Genomic DNA, 25,947 nt, shown 5'->3' on the forward strand with positions numbered 1-25,947 from the left:
GGGGCGTTTTGCTATCCGCCATTTGTCGAGAGTGCCTGGCCATGAACGTCCCTCGTGAAACTATCGCCGCCATTGCAACTGCCCAAGGCCGAGGCGGTGTGGGTATCGTGCGTATCTCCGGCCCGTTGGCGAGTAGTGCTGCGCAAGCAATCATCGGCCGTCAACCGACCCCGCGTTATGCGCATTACGGCCCATTCAGCGATGAAACAGGGCAAGTCATCGACGAAGGTATCGCGCTGTATTTCCCCGGGCCAAATTCATTTACCGGCGAAGATGTACTCGAACTTCAGGGCCATGGCGGTCCGATCGTGCTGGATATGTTGCTGCAGCGCTGTCTGCAATTGGGCAGCAGACTGGCTCGCCCAGGTGAATTCAGTGAACGCGCGTTTCTCAACGACAAGCTCGATCTGGCTCAGGCTGAAGCGATTGCCGATCTGATTGAAGCCAGTTCCGCCCAGGCTGCGCGCAATGCTCTGCGTTCACTGCAAGGTGCATTTTCTCAGCGTGTGGATAACTTGACTGAGAAACTGATCAATCTGCGGATCTATGTAGAGGCTGCCATCGACTTCCCGGAGGAGGAAATCGACTTTCTCGCCGATGGCCATGTATTGAAAATGCTCGATGCCGTGCGCGAAGAATTATCCACAGTCTTGCGCGAAGCAGGGCAAGGCGCATTGCTGCGGGATGGCATGACGGTGGTCATCGCCGGCAGGCCGAACGCCGGGAAATCGAGCCTGCTCAATGCCTTGGCTGGGAGGGAAGCGGCGATCGTCACCGAGATTGCGGGGACTACCCGGGATATCTTGCGCGAACATATCCACATTGATGGCATGCCGTTGCATGTGGTGGATACGGCCGGGCTACGCGATACCGAAGACAAGGTCGAGAAAATCGGCGTAGAACGTGCGCTCAAGGCGATCGGTGAGGCCGATAGGGTCTTGCTGGTGGTGGATGCGACCGCACCTGAGGCGAATGATCCGTTTGCCTTATGGCCTGAATTTCTTGAACAACGGCCAGATCCGGCGAAGGTCACGCTGATTCGTAACAAGGCAGACCTGAGTGGCGATCCTGTCGCCCTGGAACGCAGCGCCGATGGCCATGTGACAATCAGCCTGAGCGCGATGGCTGCCGGCGAAGGTCTGGAACTGCTACGCGATCATTTGAAAGCATGCATGGGTTATGAACAGACCTCTGAGAGCAGCTTCAGCGCCCGCAGGCGTCACTTGGAAGCATTGCGTCATGCCAGTACATCGCTTGAGCACGGTCGGGCTCAGTTGACCCTTGCTGGTGCCGGTGAGCTCCTCGCTGAAGATTTGCGTCAGGCTCAACAGGCGCTGGGCGAGATTACCGGTGCTTTCAGCTCTGACGACCTGCTTGGGCGCATCTTCTCCAGCTTCTGTATCGGTAAATAGTCTCAATCCTGTAGGGCCTGCCCGCGATAGCGGTGTATCTGACACACCGCGTCGCTTGAATCGCAGGCAAGCCAGCTCCTGCACCTCCGCGTATCCCCGTCTTTTTGCCAACCGAACAGATTGGATTCTGTCCTCGGCTGCTTTTCTGCGTCTTTTTTCTGGCGGCTGCACAACATTTCTGTGGATTAAGCCCTGTGAATAACTGGCCTTCAGCTCGGTTGATAAGTGGGCCTCAAAACTGAGGATAACGGCCCCTGTGGACAAGTGCCTATTTAATCCACAGGCTTAAAGCACTTATCCAAGGGCCTCATTGCCACCTGACCACAGACTTTTGAATCTCTGTACAGATTGAATATAAAGGCCTGTAGAACCTTATCCACAGAAATCGTCCTCAGTAAATATAAACATAAAAACAAAGATTTATAAATTTCTCTCTTTTTAATTTCTATATCCGCCAGTCATCCACAGCTGGTTAAATTTTGTGCAAAAGGTTCCTTTCAGGGGGGGGAAGTCCCTATACTTGCCGCCATTCCAAATTTCCCATGAACGAAACAGGCACGAGGTGCGTGGTGGATTTCCCTTCCCGTTTTGAAGTGATCGTCATCGGCGGCGGTCATGCCGGTACCGAGGCTGCACTGGCGTCAGCACGCATGGGTGCAAAAACCCTGCTGCTGACGCATAACGTGGAAACCCTCGGGCAGATGAGCTGCAACCCTGCTATCGGTGGCATCGGCAAAAGCCACCTGGTCAAGGAAATCGACGCCCTTGGCGGTGCAATGGCAATCGCCACCGACAAAGGTGGCATCCAGTTTCGCGTGTTGAACAGCCGCAAAGGCCCGGCAGTGCGCGCTACACGCGCCCAGGCTGACCGCGTGCTGTACAAGGCAGCTGTTCGCGAAATCATCGAGAATCAGCCCAACCTGTGGATATTTCAGCAAGCCTGCGATGATCTGATCGTTGAACAGGATCAAGTCCGCGGCGTTGTGACCCAGATGGGCCTGCGTTTCCTGGCAGATTCGGTGGTATTAACCACGGGTACCTTCCTCGGTGGACTTATCCACATCGGGATGCAGAACTATTCCGGTGGACGTGCCGGTGATCCCCCATCGATTGCCCTGGCTCAACGATTACGCGAGTTGCCGTTGCGTGTAGGTCGCCTGAAAACCGGAACACCGCCGCGCATCGATGGCCGTTCAGTGGATTTCTCGGTAATGACCGAGCAACCGGGCGACACACCAATCCCCGTCATGTCGTTCATGGGTTCCAAAGAGCAACATCCGGCGCAAGTCAGTTGCTGGATCACCCATACCAACGCCCGGACCCACGAAATCATCGCGGCCAACCTTGATCGCTCGCCGATGTATTCCGGGGTGATCGAAGGCGTCGGCCCGCGCTATTGCCCTTCGATCGAAGACAAAATCCATCGCTTTGCCGACAAGGAAAGCCATCAGGTCTTCATCGAGCCCGAAGGGTTGAACACTCACGAGCTGTACCCGAACGGCATTTCTACCTCGCTGCCCTTCGATGTTCAGTTGCAGATCGTGCGTTCAATTCGCGGGATGGAAAACGCTCACATCGTTCGTCCCGGTTATGCCATCGAATACGACTATTTCGATCCTCGAGATTTGAAATACAGCCTGGAAACCAAAGTCATTGGCGGCCTGTTTTTCGCAGGGCAGATCAACGGTACAACGGGCTACGAAGAAGCCGGTGCCCAAGGTTTGCTGGCCGGAGCCAATGCGGCGCTGCGCGCGCAGGGCAAAGACAGCTGGTGTCCGCGTCGCGACGAGGCGTACATCGGCGTGTTGGTCGACGACCTGATTACCCTGGGTACGCAAGAGCCTTACCGCATGTTCACCTCGCGTGCCGAATACCGTTTGATTCTGCGCGAAGACAATGCCGACTTGCGTTTGACCGAGAAAGGCCGCGAGCTGGGACTGGTCGATGACGCGCGCTGGGCGGCGTTCTGCACCAAACGCGAAAGCATCGAGCTTGAAGAGCAACGCCTGAAAAGTACCTGGGTACGCCCGGGTACCGAACAAGGCGATGCGATCTCTGCGCATTTCGGTACGCCGCTGACTCACGAATACAATTTGCTCAACCTGCTGACGCGTCCGGAAATCGACTACGCTAGTCTGGTGGCCATCACTGGCGAAGGCTGCAGCGATCCACAAGTCGCCGAGCAAGTCGAAATCAAGACCAAATACGCTGGTTATATCGATCGTCAGCAAGACGAAATCGCTCGGCTGCGCGCCAGTGAAGACACCAAATTGCCAGAAGACATCGATTACGTCGGCATTTCCGGTCTGTCGAAAGAAATCCAGAGCAAGCTGGGGATAACTCGTCCTGAAACGTTGGGCCAGGCATCACGGATTCCCGGTGTCACACCGGCGGCGATCTCACTGTTGATGATTCATTTGAAAAAACGCGGCGCGGGCCGTCAGTTGGAGCAAAGCGCTTGAGTTCTATGGTCACCTCGCAACACGCCCAAGAGTTATCCCGTGGGGCACAGCAACTCGGCGTCGATTTGAGTGAGAGCCAGCACAGCCAGTTGCTGGCCTACCTGGCGCTTTTGATCAAGTGGAACAAGGCTTACAACCTCACCGCCGTACGCGATCCCGATGAAATGGTCTCGCGGCATTTGCTCGACAGCTTGAGCGTCGTCCCCTTCATCGCGGGCGAACGCTGGCTCGATGTCGGCAGCGGCGGTGGAATGCCTGGTATTCCGCTGGCAATCCTGTTTCCCGAGATGAAAGTCACGGTGCTGGACAGTAACGGCAAGAAAACCCGCTTTCTGACCCAGGTAAAACTCGAGCTGAAACTCGATAACCTCGAAGTTATCCACAGCCGTGTAGAAGCGTTTCAGCCTGAGCTACCCTTCACCGGAATTGTTTCCCGAGCGTTCAGCAGTCTGGAAGACTTTACCGAGTGGACTCGTCACCTGGGTGACACCAATACGCGCTGGTTGGCGATGAAAGGGCTGCATCCCGCCGATGAGCTGGTAGCATTACCGACAGATTTTCACCTCGATAGCGCACAAGCCTTGACCGTTCCAGGTTGCCAAGGCCAACGCCATCTGCTGATACTGCGCCGCACGGCATGATTGGGAACACAAGCAAGAATGGCTAAGGTATTCGCGATAGCGAACCAAAAAGGGGGCGTGGGTAAAACCACCACCTGTATCAACCTCGCAGCGTCACTGGTCGCGACCAAGCGCCGCGTGTTGTTGATCGATCTCGATCCACAGGGCAATGCCACCATGGGCAGTGGTGTGGATAAACACGCCCTGGAGCATTCGGTCTATGACCTGCTGATCGGCGAATGCGATCTGGCCCAGGCCATGCATTTCTCGGAACACGGTGGCTATCAGCTGTTGCCCGCGAACCGCGATCTGACTGCGGCCGAAGTCGTTCTGCTGGAAATGCAGATGAAGGAAAGCCGGCTGCGCAACGCTTTGGCGCCGATCCGCGAGAATTACGATTACATCCTCATCGACTGCCCACCGTCGTTGTCGATGCTCACCTTGAACGCACTGGTCGCCGCTGACGGGGTAATTATCCCCATGCAGTGCGAGTACTTTGCGCTCGAAGGGTTGAGCGACCTTGTGGATAACATCAAACGCATCACTGAGTTGCTCAATCCGCAACTGAAAATCGAAGGTTTGCTGCGCACCATGTATGACCCGCGCCTGAGCTTGATCAACGATGTTTCTGATCAGCTCAAAGAGCATTTCGGTGAACAGCTCTACGATACGGTCATCCCGCGCAACATCCGTCTGGCCGAAGCGCCGAGTTTCGGCATGCCGGCGCTGGCTTATGACAAAACATCGCGTGGTGCCCTGGCCTACCTTGCCTTGGCTGGCGAGATGGTTCGTCGTCAACGCCGCAACTCGCGTACCGCTCAGCCAACTTAAGGAATCCGCATGGCCGTTAAGAAACGAGGTCTCGGACGTGGGCTGGATGCACTTCTGAGCAGTCCGACCGTCAGCGCGTTGGAAGAACAGGCCGTTCAGGCCGATCAACGCGAACTGCAGCATTTGCCGCTGGATGTGATCCAGCGCGGTAAATACCAGCCACGCCGTGACATGGACCCGCAAGCACTCGAAGAGCTGACGCAGTCGATCAAGGTGCAAGGCGTGATGCAACCGATCGTGGTGCGTCCGGTCGACGGCAATCGCTTTGAAATCATCGCTGGTGAACGTCGCTGGCGCGCCTGTCAGCAGGCGGGTCTGGAGACGATTCCGGCGATGGTTCGCGATGTGCCAGATGAAACCGCCATCGCCATGGCGCTGATCGAGAATATTCAGCGCGAAGACCTGAATCCTGTGGAGGAAGCGGTCGCGTTGCAGCGTCTGCAGCAGGAATTCCAATTGACTCAGCAGCAAGTCGCCGACGCTGTGGGGAAGTCGCGGGTAACCGTGGCCAACCTGCTGCGTTTGATTGCGTTGCCTGAAGTCATCAAAACCATGCTTTCCCATGGCGACCTGGAAATGGGTCATGCTCGGGCATTGCTCGGTTTACCCGAGGAACAACAGGTTGAGGGGGCGCGACATGTTGTCGCACGTGGTCTGACTGTACGCCAGACCGAAGCCTTGGTTCGTCAGTGGTTGAGTGGCAAGCCGACCCCTGCCGAACCCGTCAAAACCGATCCGGATATCAGTCGCCTGGAGCAGCGCCTGGCAGAGCGCCTAGGCTCTGCGGTGCAGATCCGCCACGGTCAGAAGGGTAAAGGGCAATTGGTCATCCGCTATAACTCTTTGGATGAGTTGCAGGGTGTCCTTGCTCACATTCGCTGAAACAAATGCTATGTAGCGGGTAGTCGGAAATCACTACCTGGCAGTTGAATAGGGGCTAAACCGCCCCTATACTCTGCGCGCATTTTGTCGGCACAAATTATGCCAAGTTATTGATTTTGGCGGCCGACATACCAGGAGCAGTTGTGATGGAAACACGCACGCAAAAACGCCTGCCGTTCCATCGCCTGGCGGTTTTTCCGGTATTGCTGGCTCAATGTGTAGTCCTGCTGCTGGCAGCTTTGGCGCTGTGGCAGTGGCACGGTGTCGTAGCTGGATACTCAGGTCTTTGCGGAGGTCTGATAGCTTGGCTGCCCAATTTGTACTTTGCTCACAAGGCTTTCCGGTTTTCCGGTGCTAGAGCAGCGCAAGCCATTGTCCGGTCTTTTTATGCCGGCGAGGCGGGCAAACTGATTTTGACGGCAGCGTTTTTTGCGCTGACCTTTGCAGGTGTGAAACCACTGGCGCCGCTGGCTGTATTCGGCGTGTTCATGTTGACCCAGTTGGTCAGCTGGTTTGCTCCCCTGCTTATGAGAACAAGACTTTCGAGACCTTAGGGCGTTTAAACATGGCAGAAGAATCCGCTTCGGGCTATATCCAGCACCACTTGCAGAACCTGACCTTTGGTCAAATGCCAACCGGCGGTTGGGGCTTTGCCCACACCGCAGCAGAAGCCAAGGCAATGGGCTTTTGGGCTTTCCACGTCGATACCCTCGGCTGGTCTGTGGCATTGGGTCTGATCTTCATGTTGATCTTCCGTACGGCGGCAAAAAAGGCGACCTCTGGTCAGCCGGGCGCTCTGCAGAATTTCGTCGAAGTATTGATTCAATTCGTCGATACCAGCGTGAAAGACACTTTCCACGGTCGCAATCCGGTCATTGCGCCATTGGCGCTGACCATTTTCGTTTGGGTGTTCATGATGAACGCCGTCGACCTTGTTCCGGTCGACTGGATTCCGCATCTGGCGGTCTTCGTCACGGGCGACACGCACATTCCTTTCCGTGCGGTATCGACGACTGACCCGAACGCCACCCTGGGCATGTCCCTGTCGGTGTTCGCGCTGATCATTTTCTACAGCATCAAAGTGAAGGGCATCGGCGGCTTTATCGGCGAACTGACCCTGCACCCGTTCGGCAGCAAGAACATATTTCTTCAGGCGCTGTTGATTCCGGTGAACTTCCTGCTTGAATTCGTGACTCTGATTGCCAAACCGATTTCGTTGGCACTGCGTCTGTTCGGCAACATGTACGCTGGCGAGCTGGTGTTCATCCTGATCGCGGTCATGTTCGGCAGTGGCCTGCTCTGGCTCAGTGGCCTGGGTGTGGTGCTGCAATGGGCGTGGGCTGTCTTCCACATCCTGATCATCACCCTGCAAGCGTTCATCTTCATGATGCTGACCATCGTTTACTTGTCGATGGCTCACGAAGAGAACCATTAAGACCGCCTGGCGTGTCTGATGACCCTCTCGCTTCGGTGAGGGGGTGCCCGCAAGGGCTGATGTAACCCTTTTGTTTTACCGCTTTAAAATCTAAAAAACCTAACCAATACGACGTAAAAGTCGGGAGGAAAGATGGAAACTGTAGTTGGTCTAACCGCTATCGCTGTTGCACTGTTGATCGGCCTGGGCGCACTGGGTACCGCAATTGGTTTCGGCCTGTTGGGCGGTAAGTTCCTGGAAGGCGCAGCCCGTCAACCAGAGATGGTCCCAATGCTGCAAGTTAAAATGTTCATCGTTGCCGGTCTGCTCGACGCCGTGACCATGATCGGTGTTGGTATCGCTCTGTTCTTCACCTTTGCGAACCCCTTCGTTGGTCAACTCGCTGGCTAATCTCTCGAATTTTCGAGTGGATTGGTGTGATGGACAACGAACGAGCGAGGTGTTGGCGTGAACATTAATGCAACCCTGATTGGCCAGTCCGTTGCGTTCTTCATTTTTGTGCTGTTCTGCATGAAGTTCGTGTGGCCTCCGGTCATCGCGGCTTTGCACGAACGTCAGAAGAAGATCGCGGATGGATTGGACGCTGCTAGCCGAGCAACTCGCGACCTGGAGTTGGCCCAAGATAAAGTGGGTCATCAACTGCGCGAAGCGAAGGCTCAGGCGGCTGAAATCATTGAGCAAGCCAAGAAACGCGGTACTCAGATGGTCGACGAAGCCCGTGAACAGGCTGTTGTCGAAGCTGACCGTGTGAAGGCTCAGGCTCGGGCCGAGATCGAACTGGAACTGAACGGCGTCAAAGACGCGCTACGCGCCCAATTGGGTCGCCTGGCAGTCAACGGTGCCGAGAAGATCCTGGGTGCCACAATCGATCAAAACGCGCACGCGGAGCTGGTTAATAAACTGGCTGCTGAAATTTAAGCGAGGGCGATCATGGCAGAACTGACCACGTTGGCCCGACCTTACGCTAAGGCAGCCTTTGAGCACGCCCAGGCCCACCAGCAACTGGCCAATTGGTCAGTTATGCTCGGCTTGGCTGCAGCTGTGTCGCAAGACGACACAATGCAGCGCGTACTCAAGGCCCCGCGACTGACGAGCGCAGAGAAGGCCACCACTTTTATCGAAGTGTGTGGCGACAAGTTTGATGTCAAGGCACGAAATTTCATCCACGTCGTTGCTGAAAACGACCGTCTCCTGCTATTGCCGGAGATCACCGAACTGTTCGACCTGTACAAGGCCGAGCAGGAAAAATCGGTCGATGTGGACGTCACCAGTGCTTTTGCATTGAACGAAGAACAGCAAGACAAACTCGCCAAGGTTCTCAGTGCACGGCTCGGCCGGGAAGTGCGCCTGCATGCTGCGGAGGATGCCACCCTGATAGGTGGTGTCATCATCCGCGCCGGCGACCTGGTTATCGATGGCTCAGTTCGCGGCAAACTCGCGCAACTAGCCGAAGCATTGAAATCTTGAGTTTGAAGGGGCAGCAGAGCAATGCAGCAACTCAATCCTTCCGAAATAAGTGAAATTATCAAGGGTCGCATCGACAAGCTCGATGTAACCTCCCAAGCCCGTAACGAAGGCACTGTCGTCAGCGTATCTGACGGCATCGTGCGGATTCACGGTCTGGCCGACGTAATGTACGGCGAGATGATCGAGTTTCCGGGCGGCGTCTTCGGTATGGCCCTCAACCTGGAGCAAGACTCTGTAGGTGCCGTTGTATTGGGCTCTTACCAGACTCTGGCTGAAGGCATGAGCGCCAAGTGCACTGGCCGCATCCTCGAAGTTCCGGTTGGTCCGGAACTGCTGGGTCGCGTTGTCGATGCATTGGGTAACCCAGTTGACGGCAAAGGCCCTCTGAACAACGTCCTCACCGACGCTGTCGAGAAGGTTGCACCAGGCGTGATCTGGCGTAAGTCGGTAGACCAGCCTGTACAGACTGGCTACAAGGCTGTCGATGCCATGATCCCTGTCGGCCGTGGCCAGCGTGAGCTGATCATCGGCGACCGTCAGATCGGTAAAACCGCTCTGGCGATCGACGCGATCATCAACCAGAAAAACAGCGGCATCTTCTGCGTCTACGTAGCTATCGGTCAGAAACAATCGACCATCGCTAACGTGGTTCGCAAGCTTGAAGAAAACGGCGCTCTGGCCAACACCATCATCGTGGCTGCCAGTGCTTCCGAATCTCCAGCGCTGCAGTTCCTGGCTCCGTACTCCGGTTGCACCATGGGCGAATACTTCCGCGACCGCGGTGAAGACGCGCTGATCGTTTATGACGATCTGTCCAAGCAAGCAGTGGCTTACCGCCAGATTTCCCTGCTGCTGCGCCGTCCGCCAGGCCGTGAAGCCTACCCAGGCGACGTGTTCTATCTCCACTCCCGTCTCCTGGAGCGCGCATCCCGTGTTTCCGAAGAGTACGTAGAGAAGTTCACCAAGGGTGCAGTGACTGGCAAGACCGGTTCCTTGACCGCTCTGCCAATCATCGAAACCCAGGCTGGCGACGTTTCCGCGTTCGTTCCGACCAACGTGATTTCCATCACCGACGGTCAGATCTTCCTGGAATCGGCCATGTTCAACTCTGGCATCCGTCCAGCTGTGAACGCCGGTGTTTCGGTATCCCGTGTGGGTGGTGCCGCTCAGACCAAGATCATCAAGAAGCTTTCCGGTGGTATCCGTACCGCTCTGGCTCAGTACCGTGAATTGGCGGCATTCGCCCAGTTCGCTTCTGACCTGGACGAAGCCACCCGCAAGCAGCTTGAGCATGGTCAGCGCGTTACCGAGCTGATGAAGCAGAAGCAATACGCGCCGATGTCTATCGCTGATATGTCGTTGTCCCTGTATGCCGCTGAACGTGGCTTCCTGGTGGACATCGAGATTCCAAAAATCGGCAGCTTCGAGCAGGCTCTGATTGCTTACTTCAACCGCGATCACGCCGATTTGATGGCGAAGATCAACGTGAAGGGTGACTTCAATGACGAAATCGACGCTGGCCTCAAAGCCGGTCTCGAAAAGTTCAAGGCCACCCAAACCTGGTAAGCCGCAGCGGGGGCCGAGAGGCTCCCGCTTGCTAACCTGATAGGTGTTACATGGCAGGCGCAAAAGAGATTCGCAGTAAGATTGCGAGCATCAAAAGCACGCAAAAGATCACCAGCGCCATGGAAAAAGTGGCGGTCAGCAAAATGCGCAAGGCTCAAATGCGCATGGCTGCTAGCCGTCCTTACGCGGAGCGCATCCGCCAGGTAATTGGCCATTTGGCCAACGCCAACCCGGAATATCGCCACCCGTTCATGATCGATCGCGAAGTAAAGCGTGTCGGTTATGTCGTCGTGAGCAGTGACCGTGGTCTGTGCGGTGGCTTGAATACCAACCTGTTCAAGGCTTTGGTCAAGGACATGGCGGTAAACCGTGAAAACGGCGTAGAGATCGATCTGTGCGTGATCGGCAGCAAAGGTGCGGCCTTTTTCCGCAACTTCGGCGGTAACGTCGTCGCTGCGATCAGCCACCTGGGCGAAGAGCCGTCGATCAATGACTTGATCGGCAGCGTCAAGGTGATGCTGGATGCCTACCTGGATGGCCGTATTGATCGCCTGTCCGTGGTATCCAACAAGTTCATCAACACCATGACGCAACAGCCAAAAGTGGAACAGTTGATTCCGCTGGTGGCGACCCCGGATCAAGAACTCAAGCACCACTGGGACTATCTCTACGAACCCGACGCCAAAGAGCTGCTTGACGGCTTGATGGTGCGCTACGTGGAGTCGCAGGTTTACCAGGCGGTGGTCGAGAACAACGCAGCTGAACAAGCCGCGCGGATGATCGCAATGAAGAACGCTACTGACAACGCCGGTGACTTGATCAGCGATTTGCAACTGATCTACAACAAGGCGCGTCAGGCTGCGATCACCCAAGAGATCTCGGAAATCGTCGGCGGCGCTGCCGCGGTTTAACGGTTCAAATATTCAGAGGATCCAGCTAATGAGTAGCGGACGTATCGTTCAAATCATCGGCGCCGTGATCGACGTGGAATTTCCACGCGACAGCGTACCGAGCATCTACAACGCGCTGAAAGTACAAGGCGCGGAAACTACCCTGGAAGTTCAGCAGCAGCTGGGCGACGGCGTAGTTCGTACCATTGCGATGGGCTCCACCGAAGGCTTGAAGCGCGGTCTGGACGTTATCGACAGCGGCGCAGCCATTTCCGTACCGGTCGGTAAAGCGACCCTGGGCCGGATCATGGACGTTCTGGGCAACCCGATCGATGAAGCTGGCCCGATCGACACCGACGAACGTTGGGGCATTCACCGTCCTGCGCCGTCATTCGCTGAACAAGCAGGCGGCAACGATCTGTTGGAAACCGGCATCAAGGTTATCGACCTGGTTTGCCCGTTTGCCAAAGGCGGTAAAGTCGGTCTGTTCGGTGGTGCCGGTGTAGGCAAGACCGTAAACATGATGGAACTGATCCGTAACATCGCCATCGAGCACAGCGGTTATTCCGTGTTCGCCGGTGTGGGTGAGCGTACTCGTGAGGGTAACGACTTCTACCACGAGATGAAGGACTCCAACGTTCTGGACAAAGTGGCACTGGTTTACGGTCAGATGAACGAGCCGCCGGGTAACCGTCTGCGCGTAGCCCTGACTGGCCTGACCATGGCCGAGAAGTTCCGTGACGAAGGTAACGACGTTCTGCTGTTCGTCGACAACATCTATCGTTACACCCTGGCCGGTACTGAAGTATCCGCACTGCTGGGCCGTATGCCTTCTGCAGTAGGTTACCAGCCGACCCTGGCTGAAGAGATGGGCGTGCTGCAAGAGCGCATCACTTCGACCAAGGAAGGTTCGATCACTTCCATCCAAGCGGTATACGTACCTGCGGATGACTTGACCGACCCGTCGCCTGCCACCACGTTCGCCCACTTGGACGCCACCGTCGTACTGTCCCGTGACATCGCCTCCCTGGGTATCTACCCAGCTGTCGATCCACTCGATTCGACTTCGCGCCAGCTGGACCCGATGGTTATCGGCCAGGAACACTACGACACCGCTCGTGGCGTACAGTACGTGTTGCAGCGTTACAAAGAACTGAAGGACATCATTGCGATCCTGGGTATGGACGAGCTGTCGGAAACCGACAAGCAGTTGGTATCCCGTGCACGTAAGATCCAGCGCTTCTTGTCGCAACCGTTCTTCGTGGCTGAAGTCTTCACCGGTGCATCGGGTAAATACGTTTCCCTGAAAGACACCATTGCTGGCTTCAAAGGCATCCTCAACGGTGACTACGACCACCTGCCAGAACAAGCGTTCTACATGGTCGGCGGCATCGAAGAAGCGATCGAGAAAGCCAAAAAACTGTAATCCCGGCGCCCGGCAACGGGTGCTAATTAGGTTGAGGCAAGCAAATGGCTATGACAGTCCATTGCGATATCGTCAGCGCGGAAGGGGAAATCTTCTCCGGTCTGGTCGAGATGGTGATTGCGCACGGCAACCTGGGTGATATCGGTATCGCTCCAGGCCACGCGCCGCTGATCACTGATCTGAAGCCGGGTCCGATCCGCGTGATCAAGCAGGGTGGGGAAGCTGAGGTGTTTTACGTCTCGGGTGGTTTCCTCGAGGTTCAGCCGAACATGGTCAAGGTTCTTGCCGATACCGTGCAACGTGCTGCCGACCTGGACGAAGCCTCCGCTCAGCAAGCCGTCAAGGCTGCTGAGAAGGCGCTGAATGAAAGAGGCGCAGATTTCGATTATGGCTCTGCCGCCGCACGTCTGGCCGAGGCTGCAGCTCAGCTGCGCACCGTTCAGCAAATTCGCAAAAAGTTTGGTGGCTAAGCCCGTCTGCTTTATGCGCGATTGAGTAAAAGGGTAGCCTCGGCTACCCTTTTTCTTTTTTGAAAATCACCCCCCCGGTCACAGCCGCTGACCCCCCCCAGGATTGGTAGCCAGTCATGTCACTCGATATCGTTATTCTCGCCGCAGGTCAGGGCACTCGCATGCGTTCGGCGCTGCCCAAGGTTCTTCATCCGGTGGCGGGAAATTCCATGCTGGGTCATGTTATCCACAGCGCTCGCCAACTTGATCCACAAAGCATCCATGTGGTGATCGGTCATGGCGCCGATATCGTTCGTGAGCGTCTGGCGGCGGATGATCTGAATTTCGTTTTGCAGGACAAGCAGCTGGGCACTGGCCACGCCGTGGCTCAGGCGCTCCCTGAGCTGACTGCCGACAACGTTTTGATCCTCTATGGTGATGTGCCACTGATCGAAGTGGAAACCCTGCGGCGTTTGTTGAAAAAAGTCAGTGCGGAGCAATTGGGCCTGTTGACCGTCAACCTGGCCGACCCCACCGGTTATGGTCGCATCGTGCGCGATACCCAGAACCGTGTCAGCGCGATCGTTGAGCATAAGGATGCGACCGAAGCACAGAAGGCCATCACCGAGGGCAACACCGGCATTCTCGCGGTACCCGGCAAGCGTCTGGCAGACTGGCTGGGTCGTCTGTCGAACAATAATGCTCAGGGCGAGTATTACCTGACCGACGTGATTGCCATGGCGGTGAATGATGGCCTGGTGGTCGCCACTGAGCAGCCGCTCGATGCCATGGAAGTCCAGGGCGCCAACGATCGCAAGCAATTGGCCGAGCTGGAGCGTCATTACCAGCAACGTGAGGCCCGTCGCTTGATGGCACTGGGTGTCACGTTGCGTGATCCGGCACGCTTCGACGTACGCGGTGAAGTCAGCGTTGGCCGCGACGTGCTGATCGATATCAACGTGATACTCGAAGGCCGCGTGGTGATCGAAGACGATGTCATCATTGGCCCTAATTGCGTGATCAAAAACAGTACTCTGCGCAAAGGCTCGGTCATCAAAGCCAACAGTCACATTGACGGTGCGATTTTGGGCGAGGGCAGCGATGCGGGTCCTTTCGCTCGTCTTCGTCCCGGCAGCGTGCTGGAAGCGCGCGCGCATGTGGGTAACTTTGTTGAATTGAAGAATGCGCATTTGGGCGAAGAGGCCAAGGTCGGACACTTGACCTATCTGGGCGATGCCGAAGTCGGAGCGCGCACCAACATTGGCGCGGGCACTATTACGTGCAACTACGATGGCGCGAACAAATCCAAGACGGTATTGGGTGAGGACGTATTCATCGGCTCCAACAACTCTCTCGTCGCGCCTGTGGATATCTCGTCCGGAGCCACGACGGCTGCGGGTTCCACCATCACTCAAAACGTCAGTGCCGAGCAATTGGCCGTCGGCCGCGCCCGGCAGCGCAATATCGACGGCTGGAAGCGCCCGGTGAAGATCAAGAAAGACTAGAGTTATCCACAGGTCTTCTTCGCAGGCAAGCCTGCTCTCATCAAACAAAAAATAACGCATTGTTTTTTATGCCTTTTATTTGGCCATAACTAACTGCATCCCAAGCTTGTGTGCCTTGCGTTCCAGGGCACGCAGTTGACGGTGTCGACTCTCGGCTTCATAGGCTTCCATACCTCGCTCCACGTAGGGTTGGCCTTTGGTCAACATGACGTAGATCAGGCGGGCCAGTTGATGCGCGGTGGCTTTGATGGCGCACGCGGTATCCATGCGCGCCAACCGGGCTCGATGGCTGGCGCCGATGAAGCTCTTGTCGTTGCGCGCGTTGGACGCGGCCTGCTTCAAGGCCTGCGCGGCTCGATTCGAGACCTTTGGCGGACTACCAGGCAGCTGCCTGCCGCCGGATATCCGGGTCGCAGGTGCCAGGCCGAGCCAGGAACAGAAGTGTTGTTGCGTGGGAAATCGCGATAAATCAGGCCCGATTTCGCTCGCCAGTGCCAAAGCGGTTTCGACGCCGATGGTGGGAATAGCGGTCAAATCAACGCCCATTATTTTTCCCAGCGCACGGTGCAAACGGGCTTGCTCGGCTGACGAGCGGTGCGGGCTGCGCAGTGCCTTGGCCGGCGGCAGAGGTTCATCGTTCAATACCGGCAGTCGATCAATGGCGTGAGCGATGGCCTGATCGCATTCGGCAATTTGCTGTTCCAGAAAATCATGCGTCGCCATTTCCTGAGCCAGGGCATGCAGATGCTCGGTTCGCCAGTTACCGCGCAGGCTGCGGGCAATGGTTTCATGATCGGCCTTGATGTGACCGTTTCGAAAACCGGCCAATACGTACGGATCACGCTCGCCGCCGATGATCGCGTTGAGGATTTTCTTGCCCGTCAGGCCGGTGATGTCACTGATGACAGTGGCTAGCTGGATGTTCATCTGGGTCAAGGCTTTCTGCATGCGATTGACGCTCTTGGCCTGATCGCGAACTTTCATTGCGCGCTGGCGAACCAGAGAGCGCATCGAGCAAATGTCGTCGGCGGGCCGAAAGGCGCCTCTGAGCAAGCCGTGGGTCATGAGCTGCCAAATCCACTGGCAGTCCAGCACATCGGATTTGCGCCCGGAGGTCTGGCGGGTGGCGCGGGAGTTCACCAAATACACCTCGAAGCCCCGTGCATCGAGGATTTCAAACAGCGGTATCCAGTAGACCCCGGTTGCCTCCATGGCCACGACATTGATCTTCAACGCTTCGAGCCAATCGGCTAATGCGAGCAACTCGTCGGTGAACGTTTTAAACGAGCGGACAGGGGTGTCGCTCTGGTCGGGGTTGACCCCCACCCAATGCTCGCGACTGCCAATATCGATACCCGCACAATGAGGGTGAACCACTTCAAAACGTTTCTGCTGGTTCTTGCGCGCCATGACAATTCCTCGCAGGATTGAGGGGCGCGCGGGGAGCACGGTGGCGAATGGATTCACTCTCTCATACGTGGTCACAGCTTGCTGTGCCGACAACGACTCCACGCCGATACCGTGCGGGCCACTCTCCCATGCGGGTGCGTACACACCAGTGATGGCTACGGTCTTGGTCCCCGCGCGCGCTTCGATTCTACGACGTGCCCCAGTTTGCTGCGCGACAGCGCGGCGTCGAAGACGCGGCGAGGCCTCCCATCAAACAACGCATAAATCATTGAAAATAAAGCATAATTTTTATGCAATTTTCAGCCTAACGCTGACCCCCTGTAGGAGCTGACTTGTCTGCGATCCAGTGCGAAGCGCTGGCAAAAATGGTGAATCCACCATCGTCGGAAGGTCCTTCGGCCCTTTTCGCAGACAAGTCAGCTCCTACGCCCTCCGGGCAGAATCGCGACCGAGTTTGCTGCGCGACAGCGCGGCGTCGAAGACGCGGCGAGGCCTCCCACAGAGATCGGGTACCCCTGTGGGAGCAGGCTTGGCTGCGAAGCGGTTGACGAATCGCGCAAGATAGGTTTTGATTGCCTTCGTTTTCTTTTGAATCGAAACAAAAAGCCATCATGTCGAAACGTAATACGCCACAACGCCGCCACAATATTCTCGCCTTGCTCAATGAGCAGGGTGACGTCAGTGTCGACGAAATGGCGAAACGCTTCGAAACATCGGAAGTGACCATTCGAAAGGACCTCGCGGCGCTGGAAGGCGACGGCTTGCTGTTGCGTCGGTACGGTGGCGCCGTCACCATGCCGCCGGAGTTGATTGGCGACAATGGTCAGCCGGTCTCCAAGTACAAACAGGCGATTGCTCGCGCAGCTGTTTCACGGATTCGCGAGCATGCCCGGATCATCGTCGACAGTGGCAGTACCACCGCCGCGCTGATTCCTGAGCTGGGCCGACAACCCGGTCTGGTGGTGATGACCAACTCGCTGCACGTCGCCAGCGCGTTGAGCGAGCTTGAGCATGAACCAGTGCTGCTAATGACCGGCGGGACCTGGGATCTTCATTCCGAGTCGTTCCAGGGACGGGTCGCAGAGCAGGTGTTGCGCTCATACGATTTCGATCAGTTGTTCATTGGCGCCGATGGCATCGACCTGATTCGTGGCACCACCACGTTCAATGAACTTCTGGGCTTGAGCCAAGTCATGGCTGAAGTCGCACGTGAAGTTGTGGTGATGGTCGAAGCCGATAAAGTAGGTCGCAAGATTCCTAATCTGGAACTGCCCTGGAGCAGTATCCATACCCTTATTACCGATGATCGCTTGCCCACCGAGGCACGCGAGCAGATTCAAGCCCGCGGCATAACCCTGATTTGCGCCGCTGTTTGCTAGGAGAAAACCATGTGTGGAATCGTCGGCGCCGTTGCTGAGCGCAATATCACGGCCATCTTGCTCGAAGGTCTGAAACGTCTGGAATACCGCGGATACGACAGCGCGGGCGTAGCGATTTTCAGTAACGCCGGCAAGCTGGAACGCTGCCGTCGTCCGGGCAAAGTCGCTGAACTTGAACACGCTCTTGCCGGCGAGCCACTGATTGGCCGTCTGGGTATCGCTCACACCCGCTGGGCGACCCATGGCGCGCCGTGCGAGCGTAATGCCCACCCGCATTTTTCCGCGGACGAGCTGGCAGTCGTGCACAACGGCATCATCGAGAACCATGAAGAGTTGCGTGCCCGTCTGAAAGGGATGGGCTACGTCTTCACGTCGGACACCGACACTGAAGTCATCGTCCATCTGTTGCACCACAAGTTTAAGGACTGCGGTGATCTTGCCGTCGCACTGAAGGCTGCAGTCAAGGAACTGCACGGCGCTTATGGGTTGGCTGTGATCAGCGCCAATCAACCGGATCGCTTGCTGGCCGCCCGTAGCGGCAGTCCGCTGGTGATCGGTTTGGGCCTGGGCGAAAATTTCCTGGCATCCGACCAGCTGGCCCTGCGCCAGGTCACTGACCGTTTCATGTACCTGGAAGAAGGTGATATCGCCGAAATCCGTCGTGATAGCGTGCAGATCTGGGGCGTAAACGGCCTGCCGGTAGAACGCGAAGTCGTGCAATACCATGAAGGCGGCGCGGAAGCTGCTGACAAAGGCAAGTTCCGTCACTACATGCTCAAGGAAATTCACGAACAACCGAAAGTCGTGCAACGCACCCTGGAAGGCCGTCTGGGTCAACAGCAAGTGTTGGTGCAGGCATTCGGCCCGCAAGCGGCAGAGCTGTTTGCCAAAGTGCGCAACGTACAGATTGTCGCCTGCGGCACCAGCTACCACGCGGGTATGGTGGCGCGTTATTGGTTGGAAGGTCTGGCCGGGATTCCGTGTCAGGTCGAAGTTGCCAGCGAGTTCCGCTACCGTAAAGTGGTCGTGCAGCCGGATACATTATTCGTGTCGATCTCGCAGTCGGGCGAAACCGCTGACACCCTTGCTGCCTTGCGTAACGCTAAAGAACTGGGCTTTCTCGCCAGCCTCGCAATCTGCAACGTCAGCATCAGCTCGTTGGTGCGTGAGTCCGACCTGACCCTGCTGACCCAAGCCGGCCCAGAAATCGGCGTCGCCTCCACCAAAGCCTTTACCACCCAACTGGTTGCCTTGCTGCTGCTGACCTTGGCTCTCGGGCAAGTCAAAGGCACTCTGGAAGACGGTGTTGAAGCGGAATTGGTCGAAGAGCTGCGTCGTTTGCCAACCCGCCTGGGCGAAGCGCTGGCCATGGACAGCATCGTCGAAAAAGTCGCGGAGTTGTTCGCCGAGAAGCACCACACACTGTTCCTCGGTCGTGGCGCGCAATTCCCGGTGGCCATGGAAGGCTCGCTCAAGCTCAAAGAGATCTCTTACATCCACGCTGAAGCCTACCCGGCCGGCGAGCTTAAACACGGCCCATTGGCACTGGTCGACAGCGACATGCCGGTGGTGACCGTCGCACCAAACAACGAGCTACTGGAAAAGCTTAAATCCAACCTGCAGGAAGTCCGCGCACGCGGTGGCGAATTGATCGTCTTCGCAGACGAGAACGCCGGTATGACCAACGGCGTAGGTACCCACGTCATCGCCATGCCGCACATCATCGACACCCTGGCGCCGATCCTCTACACCATCCCATTGCAGTTGCTGGCCTACTACGTGGCTGTGCTGAAAGGCACCGACGTCGATCAGCCGCGCAACCTCGCGAAATCGGTGACGGTGGAATAAGTTATCCACAGGTGGATAACTGCTGAATTTAGAGAATTAAAACTGTCGCAGAGCCCCCTGAATAAACAGGGCCTGCAGCCACCCTCTGAGAAAGCGCAAAACTGTCGCAAGCGGCCAGAACGACAGTTCAGACACAAGCTCTAGAGAATTAAAACTGTCGCCGGCATGCAGGATGCAGCTTTCAGGGCCCCGGCCATCTGTTACCGTCCGGCGACTCCGCAACCTGATCGTATCGGGCTGGCGAACACACCAGGCACAAGGCATGCAGTTTCGGGTGATGCTGTGGTTTGGCGAATTCGCCTCAGTGCAGCGCCATGGATCGTGGAAGGTGCAGGTACGAAAGCCGGTGAGTGGGTGCTCACCGGCCCCCTCCTTCAATCAGTTGGGCTACTGGCACCCCGGGCAGCTTTCCGGCCCTGAGCCATGCACTGGTCACAGTTATTGTGGCCCTCCTCAACGTCCGCTTCGCCGGAGCCATGGCACTGTCGTTGGCGTGGAAATTTACGGGTTCGCACTTAAATTCGGAGTAAAGGTAAACGCATCAGTCTTTAAAGTCTGCGTTGTTGCATAAAATCTACCAGCGTCTGGATAGTCAGCAGATCTAAATTTGTGTAGGACCGCGATTTTCTTTGCGATTCTGACTGCTAGAGCTCGCTCTAAAACTTCTCACGCAGCTTGGGCCAGAAACGGACGTTTGCATAACCGAGCGTGGCAGTGTCCGTAAGACCAGCTTCCTGAGCGTTCAACCATTCGATGCATCGTGACAGCCCGGTAAGCTGCAATGGTTAGGCCTGACGTGGCATATGTGGATGCAACGCTTGAGTCCCGCGCAGCACATCATGCACTTGAAATTCCCTGGTCGGGTCGACAAATCCCTGGCGGATAGCCAAATGGCCTTTTCCAGTCAAACTACTGTTGAGCAGTACAGCTATAGCTCTTGCCTCGATATCACCAAGGTAACCCGTCTATGCAAAACGCCGGATAACCCTAAGGTTACCAGGCGTTTTGCTGTGTGCCGAGTCAGGTGATTCAGGCGGTGCGGCCACCCAGGGTCTCGGCGATCCAGTCGGCGATATAATGCCCGGCGTTGATGCTGTTATCGAAACTGGAATGTTGCACGCCACCTTCGCGCTCGGTGAATATTTTCAGCTCGCGTTTAGGACTGTTGACCAGTTGCTCGTAGGTGCGTAGCGCCCACTTCAACGGGATTTGTGAATCCTTCTCACCGTGGGTCACCAGGAACGGCACCTTAATACGGTCCAGCACGCCATCAAGATGGACGTTTTCGGCGATGGCCATAAACGCTTCGATATCCTTGGCGCCCCACACCCAACTCACATGCGACCAGTAATGCGGAACCGGGAAGCTGCCTTCTTTTTCCAGCCGACGCTTTTGCACATCACGCCAATCGTGGTTAGCGCCCCAGACCACGCCGCAGGCAAAGCGCGGCTCAAAGGCCACCGCACGCGGACAGTAGTAACCCCCAAGCGACACGCCTTCCATACCAATACGCTTGGCATCCACATCGTCACGGGTCTCCAGCCAGTCGACCACTCGGCTGGCCCAGTGTTCGCTGTCAAAGCGCGCAATCAGGTTGTGCAGGCGCAACGCTTCGCCGGTACCGGGCTGGTCGACGATCAGCGATGACACGCCGCGTTTGGCCAACCACATCGGCAAGCCAACGCGGTATTTCATTTCCTTGGTGGAGTCCAGACCGTTGACCTGAACCAGAATTGGCGCCGGACCTTGCACGCCTTCGGCGCGCACATACAGCGCCGAAAGGTGAGTGCCCTCGTAGGGGATTTCCACGCGCTCGCAGTTCTCGTTCGACAGCGCCAGACCCCGGGCGAAGACGTCGAGGAAGCGCTGGTAGAGCGCCATGCGTCCAGGCGCACCGTGGGCTTGCAGGCGTTCGCAGGTCAGATAATAGGTAGCGGCGCGGCTGTATTTTTCACCGGCGGATAGCAAGCGGTTTTTTGATTCGTCTTCCTCGGCCAGCGAACAAAGTTTGTCGGCCATGCGCGACCAGGTCTCGCGGAACGCCTGGGTGCCGGCGGCATCCGGCTGTTTGGCAGCGTCCTGCAGCGGCGCGCACATTTCTTCGATTTCGCCCATCTTGGCACCCATCTCGATGGCGAGGTCTACGGACAGGTTCCACACATAGTTGGTCGGAAAATAACGGAACATGGGTCTTTCTTCCTTTGGTTTTTATTAGCAGAAGGAGGCGTATGTAGGACGTTAAGGAATGAGCCTTTATTTGGGTAATCGAGTGTCCGGATGCGAGGTATCGCGAACGCCGATACAAAACGCCGTCGTCAGGCATTTCTTTTCGCGATACCAGCCAGCACCAACCACGATTGGTCGACCAGGAGGTGATTGCTTCAGGATGGGAGGAGGGATCGCAGACCGGAGAAGTGCATGCGTTACCGTCGTCTGGACCTGAACCTATTGGTGGCCCTGGAGGCACTGCTCGGCGAGAGCAGTGTCAGTCGTGCCGCCGAGCGTTTGCATCTCGGGCAATCGGCGACCAGTGCGGCGCTGGGTCGTTTGCGCGAGCACTTCAATGATCCGCTGCTGGTCCAGGTCGGTCGGCACCTGCAACCCACGGCCTTGGGCACCGCGTTGTTGCCCAAGGTTCGCGAGGCGCTGACTCTGACCCGAGAAATCGTCGACGTGCCGGTGGGCTTCGATCCCGCGGCCTGCGAGCGCCGCATCACGCTAGTGGCGTCGGACTACATCACCTCGGTGTTACTGCCAGCCGTCAGTCAAGAGTTGGCGCGTCAGGCGCCCGGCATTCGTCTATGTCTGCGCGATCTGCCGCTGCCTCGCGACGGTGATGTAGTCAGCGAGGCGTTGGAGTACCGGCGCAGCGATTACGTGAGCGTCCCGCAACGCCGGCTTAACGCCGCGTATCCACATCTGCCGCTGCTCAAGGACGAGTTATGTTGCATTGTCTGCCGCGAGCATCAGGCATATGCCGAGACCCTGAGCCTTGCCGATTACTGCGCTGCCGAACACGTAGTTCGGGAGTTCAGTGACGGGCGTAACTTGGCGATGGACGCCTTGCACTTGCAGGCGCTGGGTATCGAACGACGGGTTGGCGTGGCGCTGGAAAGTTTCTCCCTGATGCCGGGTTTTATCGTCGGTAGCGCGCGGGTGGGCACGGTGTTTCGCCGCCAAGCCGAGCAATTCGTGCAGCGCTACCCCTTGCGTATTCTCCCTACGCCGATTCCGTTTCCGGAGGCCGAGCAGGTCTTGCAATGGCATCCGCACCAGGACCACGATCCGGCCCTGGTGTGGTTTCGCAACTTGTTGCTGGAACAGGCTGCACGTCTTGATCAGCCCGCCGGCTGAGGATCGCCAGTGTCGGCAATCAACCCGACTTCAGCGATTGCCCTTAGCGCGCAACGTTCGTCGTTGTCCGATGTGTCGCCGCTTATGCCAATGGCGCCGAGCAGCTCACCCGCACTGTTGCGAATCAGCACACCGCCGGCCACCGGAATCACTTCACCCTCGGTCAGGCTGTTGATCGCGGAAAAGAACGCCGGCATCGCCTGAGCCCGACGCGCCAGTTCACGACCACCCATGCCCATGCCAAGACAGCCCCGGGCCTTACCGGTGGCGATTTGTGGGCGCAGAAAACTGGCCTTTTCATCGCGTAGTACCGCCAGCGGATGGCCGGCGGCGTCCAACACGGCAGCGGCCAATGGCCGAATGCCGAGGCTGTCGGCGCTGCGGACAGCAGTCATGGCGATACGAGTAGCGGTATCGAGGTCGAGTCTTTGCACGCTCATGCTCACAGGCTCCATTTACCCAGTTGCGCGACGCGGTCGCGGGTGTAGAGATCGGTCCATTTCAGGCTGTTGAAGTCCGACACCTGCTTGGGGTTATAGGGGCTGCGTTGCAGGTCAACCGCCTGGCCGGCCTTGTACACCGCCTTGAAGCGAGAGCGGTCCTGAAGCACGCGAATGTCGTGCAGGGGCGAAGCGTCGAGCACCAGAAAATCCGCCTGCTTGCCGACCTGCAAGGTGCCCAGGGTTTCACCTCGAGGCATGCAGCGCGCGCCGACAGCAGTGGCCGCGTAAAGCGCTTCGGCCGGGGAAAAGCCGATGCGGGTCACCAGCAATTCCAGTTCCCGCGCATGCCACTCGCCATAGGGAGTCACGGCAAAGCCACTGTCGCTGCCACAGGCAAACGGAACGCCGGCGGCCTTGGCCCGTTTCAATATCACAGAACCAATTTCCAGCGTGCGTGCGCAGTAGCCGGCGTAACCGGTGGTGATGGCCGGATCATGGGGCTGGCAGAAGTCCACGGTGTTTTGCGGAAAGGTCATGGTCGGCGCGAGGATGCTGCCGGCTTCGAGCAGGGCTTCGATGCAAGCGTCGTCCATGTAGAAGGCGTGAAACACTAGGTCGACCCCGGCCTTCGCGGCATACATCACGGCTTCGCGGCCATAGGCATGGGTCGCCACTTTGCAGCCGAGACGATGGGCTTCTTCGACCATCTCGAGAGTTTCGTCAGCGGTGAAGGCCGCAATGATTTCGCCATTGGGGCGACGATGGGTGCCGTCCATGGCGATCTTGATCAGGTCGACACCGTCCTTGGCTTGAGTGCGGATTTCCGCCAGGGCCTCGCTGCGGCTGGTCACCAGACGCGCAGTGAAAAATTCCGGCGTTCCGACCCGGCTAGGGAACCAGTCGTTTAGGCTCTGGCGGTTGGTGATCACCCGGCTGCTGGCCGCAATTCGCGGACCTTCGAACATCCCAGCAGCGATGGCGTTGCGCACGGAGATGCTCAACTGGCCGCTGTCACCGGGGCAGACCATGCTGGTCACGCCGGCTGCCAGCACATGCCGGGCGAAGAACATTCCACGCAAAGCGCGGAATTCGTCGCTGGTCCAGAGATCGATGTCCTCCTCGCTCTGCGCATTACCGAAGGCGAGGTGGGTGTGTACGTCGACCAGACCAGGCATAACGAAGCCGTCGCCACTATCGATCACCTGATCGCCCGGTTTTGGGGTCGGTGCCTGACTGCGGGGGCCGACGTAACTGAGCAGGCCGTTGTCCACCACCAGGGTTTGTTGTGGGCGGGTGTCGAGGCTGGTGCCATCGAACAGGGTTTGGCAGTGCACATGCAGTGTGCTCATGGCGGGTTCATCTCCTGAGGGCAGTAGCTCTGGAGATTAGGGCCGGGGCATCAAGGCTCACCAACAGATTGCGTCGATGGCCGGCTATCGATGGCGTCGATGGCTGATCTGCGAGTCACGCAGCCGCGAGGCGATCCAGATCCAGCGTGAACTCACTGATGCGTTCGCGCAGCCAGCGGTGCATGGGGTCGCCGTCCATGCTGCGGTGCCAAAGCATGTGTTCGCGCATGACCGGCAGTTTGACCGGCGGTGGCAACAAGCGCAGGGGCAGGTGCTCGGCGTACAACTCGGCCAGACGTCGGTGGGTGGTGGCGATGCGTTCGGTGCCCACCACCAGTTGCGGCAGGGTGTTGAAGTCATTGGTGATGACCTCCAGGCGTCGGCTGAAGCCGTACTGGTTCATGAACCAGTCCTCGATGCTCAGATGTCGATTACGGCCGAAGCCCACCGAGATATGCCCCATCTGCATGTACTGTTCCAGCGAGAGGGCGTTGCCCACCAGCGAGTTGCCGTTCCACACCACGCAGACATGCTCCTCCTCAAACAACAACTGTGAAGGGTGGCCTTCGATGATGTAGCGCTCGGGCGCGATCATCAGATCAACCTCACCGCGTACCAGCAGCTCTGAGGAGTTATCGCTCGGGCCAAGCAATTCGAAGGTGATGCGCGGTGCGCTGTGGTGAATCCTCTGGATTACCCGAGCCATCATCACACTGATCAGGTAGTCGGAGACGATCAGACGAAAATGCCGCTTGCTGGTGGTGGGGTCGAACACCGGCTTGGCGGTGATCGATGACTGGATCGTCAGCAGTACTTCGCGCACCGGCCCAGCCAGTTCCAGTGCATAGGGCGTGGGTTGCATCTTGCGTCCCACCTGCACCAGCAACTCGTCTTCGAAATAGTCACGCAAGCGTCCGAGTACGCCGCTGGTAGCGGACTGAGTCATGTACAGGCGTTCAGCGGCGCGGGTGATGTTTTGCTCTTCGAGGATTACATCGAGCGCAACCAACAGGTTCAGGTCGAGATTATTGAATCGCATGGCAGGGTCTTCGGCTTTTGTATTTATTTTCTCGATACCTTCCGGTCTTGGTATCGCCGCGTCAACCCCATGCAGGTTAGATCACCGTGGCGAATCGTCCATCAAGTCGATGGCGAGCGGTCTCAGCAGGTATCGCGATTCCCAATACGTCGCATCCCAACACTCGATTAGTCAGACGCT

23 protein-coding genes are annotated in these 25,947 nt (G+C 57.3%); 18 read left to right on the top strand and 5 right to left on the bottom strand.

Features of this window, described 5'->3' with window-relative positions; all coding sequences use genetic code 11:
• The first annotated feature begins 41 nt into the window (after positions 1–41).
• The 15 genes from mnmE (at position 42) to glmU (ending at position 14,945) form a co-directional block, all read left to right on the top strand.
• Positions 42–1,412: a tRNA uridine-5-carboxymethylaminomethyl(34) synthesis GTPase MnmE gene (gene mnmE / locus AC1MEE_RS25610; protein WP_480412287.1), complete on the top strand. Its 1,371-nt coding sequence runs from the start codon at positions 42–44 to the stop codon at positions 1,410–1,412.
• Positions 1,413–1,981: 569 nt separating this feature from the next.
• Positions 1,982–3,874 carry a tRNA uridine-5-carboxymethylaminomethyl(34) synthesis enzyme MnmG gene (gene mnmG / locus AC1MEE_RS25615; protein WP_480412288.1) on the top strand — a complete coding sequence of 631 codons (1,893 nt, stop codon included), beginning with the start codon at positions 1,982–1,984 and terminating at the stop codon, positions 3,872–3,874.
• Positions 3,875–3,879: 5 nt separating this feature from the next.
• Positions 3,880–4,515, top strand: a complete 636-nt coding sequence (rsmG, locus tag AC1MEE_RS25620; RefSeq protein WP_480416341.1) for a 16S rRNA (guanine(527)-N(7))-methyltransferase RsmG — start codon at positions 3,880–3,882, stop codon at positions 4,513–4,515.
• A gap of 18 nt (positions 4,516–4,533) precedes the next feature.
• Positions 4,534–5,325, top strand: a complete 792-nt coding sequence (locus AC1MEE_RS25625; protein ID WP_480412289.1) for a ParA family protein — start codon at positions 4,534–4,536, stop codon at positions 5,323–5,325.
• Between the two features lie 9 nt (positions 5,326–5,334).
• Entirely contained in the window at positions 5,335–6,207 is an 873-nt protein-coding gene (locus AC1MEE_RS25630; protein ID WP_480412290.1) for a ParB/RepB/Spo0J family partition protein, read from the top strand.
• Positions 6,208–6,353: 146 nt separating this feature from the next.
• A complete protein-coding gene (locus AC1MEE_RS25635; protein ID WP_480412291.1) occupies positions 6,354–6,761 on the top strand; it encodes a F0F1 ATP synthase subunit I in 408 nt (135 codons plus the stop codon).
• Between the two features lie 11 nt (positions 6,762–6,772).
• The gene (atpB, locus tag AC1MEE_RS25640; RefSeq protein WP_480412292.1) at positions 6,773–7,642 is read left to right on the top strand and encodes a F0F1 ATP synthase subunit A; all 870 of its coding nucleotides are present in this window, start codon (positions 6,773–6,775) and stop codon (positions 7,640–7,642) included.
• A 132-nt stretch (positions 7,643–7,774) separates the two neighbouring features.
• Positions 7,775–8,032: a F0F1 ATP synthase subunit C gene (atpE, locus tag AC1MEE_RS25645; RefSeq protein WP_002555987.1), complete on the top strand. Its 258-nt coding sequence runs from the start codon at positions 7,775–7,777 to the stop codon at positions 8,030–8,032.
• A 57-nt stretch (positions 8,033–8,089) separates the two neighbouring features.
• Positions 8,090–8,560: a F0F1 ATP synthase subunit B gene (locus tag AC1MEE_RS25650; RefSeq protein WP_480412293.1), complete on the top strand. Its 471-nt coding sequence runs from the start codon at positions 8,090–8,092 to the stop codon at positions 8,558–8,560.
• 12 nt (positions 8,561–8,572) lie between these two features.
• Positions 8,573–9,109 carry a F0F1 ATP synthase subunit delta gene (locus AC1MEE_RS25655; protein WP_480412294.1) on the top strand — a complete coding sequence of 179 codons (537 nt, stop codon included), beginning with the start codon at positions 8,573–8,575 and terminating at the stop codon, positions 9,107–9,109.
• A 21-nt stretch (positions 9,110–9,130) separates the two neighbouring features.
• Entirely contained in the window at positions 9,131–10,675 is a 1,545-nt protein-coding gene (gene atpA / locus AC1MEE_RS25660; RefSeq protein WP_480412295.1) for a F0F1 ATP synthase subunit alpha, read from the top strand.
• Between the two features lie 50 nt (positions 10,676–10,725).
• Entirely contained in the window at positions 10,726–11,586 is an 861-nt protein-coding gene (atpG, locus tag AC1MEE_RS25665; RefSeq protein ID WP_480412296.1) for a F0F1 ATP synthase subunit gamma, read from the top strand.
• A 28-nt stretch (positions 11,587–11,614) separates the two neighbouring features.
• A complete protein-coding gene (gene atpD, locus AC1MEE_RS25670; RefSeq protein ID WP_480412297.1) occupies positions 11,615–12,991 on the top strand; it encodes a F0F1 ATP synthase subunit beta in 1,377 nt (458 codons plus the stop codon).
• A gap of 44 nt (positions 12,992–13,035) precedes the next feature.
• Positions 13,036–13,461, top strand: coding sequence for a F0F1 ATP synthase subunit epsilon (locus tag AC1MEE_RS25675; protein ID WP_480412298.1), 426 nt, complete (start codon positions 13,036–13,038; stop codon positions 13,459–13,461).
• Between the two features lie 116 nt (positions 13,462–13,577).
• Positions 13,578–14,945, top strand: a complete 1,368-nt coding sequence (glmU, locus tag AC1MEE_RS25680; RefSeq protein ID WP_480412299.1) for a bifunctional UDP-N-acetylglucosamine diphosphorylase/glucosamine-1-phosphate N-acetyltransferase GlmU — start codon at positions 13,578–13,580, stop codon at positions 14,943–14,945.
• A 75-nt stretch (positions 14,946–15,020) separates the two neighbouring features.
• On the opposite strand, the gene AC1MEE_RS25685 is transcribed toward glmU, so the two are convergent.
• Positions 15,021–16,355 (bottom strand): IS110 family RNA-guided transposase, encoded by a 1,335-nt coding sequence (locus tag AC1MEE_RS25685; protein ID WP_480412050.1) that lies wholly within the window; start codon positions 16,353–16,355, stop codon positions 15,021–15,023.
• Between the two features lie 608 nt (positions 16,356–16,963).
• Between AC1MEE_RS25685 and AC1MEE_RS25690 the strand changes: the two genes are divergently transcribed.
• Both AC1MEE_RS25690 and glmS read left to right on the top strand, forming a co-directional pair.
• Positions 16,964–17,734 carry a DeoR/GlpR family DNA-binding transcription regulator gene (locus AC1MEE_RS25690; RefSeq protein WP_480416342.1) on the top strand — a complete coding sequence of 257 codons (771 nt, stop codon included), beginning with the start codon at positions 16,964–16,966 and terminating at the stop codon, positions 17,732–17,734.
• A 9-nt stretch (positions 17,735–17,743) separates the two neighbouring features.
• Positions 17,744–19,582 (top strand): glutamine--fructose-6-phosphate transaminase (isomerizing), encoded by a 1,839-nt coding sequence (gene glmS / locus AC1MEE_RS25695; RefSeq protein WP_480412300.1) that lies wholly within the window; start codon positions 17,744–17,746, stop codon positions 19,580–19,582.
• 1,029 nt (positions 19,583–20,611) lie between these two features.
• On the opposite strand, the gene AC1MEE_RS25700 is transcribed toward glmS, so the two are convergent.
• Positions 20,612–21,769 carry an alpha/beta hydrolase family protein gene (locus tag AC1MEE_RS25700; RefSeq protein ID WP_480412301.1) on the bottom strand — a complete coding sequence of 386 codons (1,158 nt, stop codon included), beginning with the start codon at positions 21,767–21,769 and terminating at the stop codon, positions 20,612–20,614.
• A 231-nt stretch (positions 21,770–22,000) separates the two neighbouring features.
• Between AC1MEE_RS25700 and AC1MEE_RS25705 the strand changes: the two genes are divergently transcribed.
• Entirely contained in the window at positions 22,001–22,936 is a 936-nt protein-coding gene (locus AC1MEE_RS25705; protein ID WP_480412302.1) for a LysR family transcriptional regulator, read from the top strand.
• Here AC1MEE_RS25705 and AC1MEE_RS25710 read toward each other — a convergent pair.
• The 3 genes from AC1MEE_RS25710 to AC1MEE_RS25720 form a co-directional block, all read right to left on the bottom strand.
• Positions 22,921–23,370: a GlcG/HbpS family heme-binding protein gene (locus AC1MEE_RS25710; protein WP_480416343.1), complete on the bottom strand. Its 450-nt coding sequence runs from the start codon at positions 23,368–23,370 to the stop codon at positions 22,921–22,923. The two genes, AC1MEE_RS25705 and AC1MEE_RS25710, sit on opposite strands and share 16 nt — an antisense overlap.
• A gap of 8 nt (positions 23,371–23,378) precedes the next feature.
• Positions 23,379–24,728, bottom strand: a complete 1,350-nt coding sequence (locus tag AC1MEE_RS25715; protein WP_480412303.1) for a metal-dependent hydrolase family protein — start codon at positions 24,726–24,728, stop codon at positions 23,379–23,381.
• Positions 24,729–24,843: 115 nt separating this feature from the next.
• The gene (locus tag AC1MEE_RS25720) at positions 24,844–25,767 is read right to left on the bottom strand and encodes a LysR substrate-binding domain-containing protein (protein ID WP_480412304.1); all 924 of its coding nucleotides are present in this window, start codon (positions 25,765–25,767) and stop codon (positions 24,844–24,846) included.
• Positions 25,768–25,947: the final 180 nt, after the last annotated feature.

This window comes from Pseudomonas sp. ASL3, from assembly GCF_056680425.1.

What these genes read in the sequence shown, in the direction of transcription:
- atpG (WP_480412296.1), top strand. Translation starts at nt 10,726, where the DNA reads ATGGCAGGCGCAAAAGAGATTCGCAGTAAGATTGCGAGCATCAAAAGC.
- AC1MEE_RS25705 (WP_480412302.1), top strand. Translation starts at nt 22,001, where the DNA reads ATGCGTTACCGTCGTCTGGACCTGAACCTATTGGTGGCCCTGGAGGCA.
- glmU (WP_480412299.1), top strand. Translation starts at nt 13,578, where the DNA reads ATGTCACTCGATATCGTTATTCTCGCCGCAGGTCAGGGCACTCGCATG.
- AC1MEE_RS25630 (WP_480412290.1), top strand. Translation starts at nt 5,335, where the DNA reads ATGGCCGTTAAGAAACGAGGTCTCGGACGTGGGCTGGATGCACTTCTG.
- rsmG (WP_480416341.1), top strand. Translation starts at nt 3,880, where the DNA reads ATGGTCACCTCGCAACACGCCCAAGAGTTATCCCGTGGGGCACAGCAA.
- AC1MEE_RS25700 (WP_480412301.1), bottom strand. Translation starts at nt 21,769, where the DNA reads ATGTTCCGTTATTTTCCGACCAACTATGTGTGGAACCTGTCCGTAGAC.
- AC1MEE_RS25715 (WP_480412303.1), bottom strand. Translation starts at nt 24,728, where the DNA reads ATGAGCACACTGCATGTGCACTGCCAAACCCTGTTCGATGGCACCAGC.
- AC1MEE_RS25625 (WP_480412289.1), top strand. Translation starts at nt 4,534, where the DNA reads ATGGCTAAGGTATTCGCGATAGCGAACCAAAAAGGGGGCGTGGGTAAA.
- AC1MEE_RS25655 (WP_480412294.1), top strand. Translation starts at nt 8,573, where the DNA reads ATGGCAGAACTGACCACGTTGGCCCGACCTTACGCTAAGGCAGCCTTT.
- atpB (WP_480412292.1), top strand. Translation starts at nt 6,773, where the DNA reads ATGGCAGAAGAATCCGCTTCGGGCTATATCCAGCACCACTTGCAGAAC.
- atpD (WP_480412297.1), top strand. Translation starts at nt 11,615, where the DNA reads ATGAGTAGCGGACGTATCGTTCAAATCATCGGCGCCGTGATCGACGTG.
- atpE (WP_002555987.1), top strand. Translation starts at nt 7,775, where the DNA reads ATGGAAACTGTAGTTGGTCTAACCGCTATCGCTGTTGCACTGTTGATC.
- mnmE (WP_480412287.1), top strand. Translation starts at nt 42, where the DNA reads ATGAACGTCCCTCGTGAAACTATCGCCGCCATTGCAACTGCCCAAGGC.
- AC1MEE_RS25720 (WP_480412304.1), bottom strand. Translation starts at nt 25,767, where the DNA reads ATGCGATTCAATAATCTCGACCTGAACCTGTTGGTTGCGCTCGATGTA.
- glmS (WP_480412300.1), top strand. Translation starts at nt 17,744, where the DNA reads ATGTGTGGAATCGTCGGCGCCGTTGCTGAGCGCAATATCACGGCCATC.
- AC1MEE_RS25675 (WP_480412298.1), top strand. Translation starts at nt 13,036, where the DNA reads ATGGCTATGACAGTCCATTGCGATATCGTCAGCGCGGAAGGGGAAATC.
- atpA (WP_480412295.1), top strand. Translation starts at nt 9,131, where the DNA reads ATGCAGCAACTCAATCCTTCCGAAATAAGTGAAATTATCAAGGGTCGC.
- AC1MEE_RS25635 (WP_480412291.1), top strand. Translation starts at nt 6,354, where the DNA reads ATGGAAACACGCACGCAAAAACGCCTGCCGTTCCATCGCCTGGCGGTT.
- AC1MEE_RS25685 (WP_480412050.1), bottom strand. Translation starts at nt 16,355, where the DNA reads ATGGCGCGCAAGAACCAGCAGAAACGTTTTGAAGTGGTTCACCCTCAT.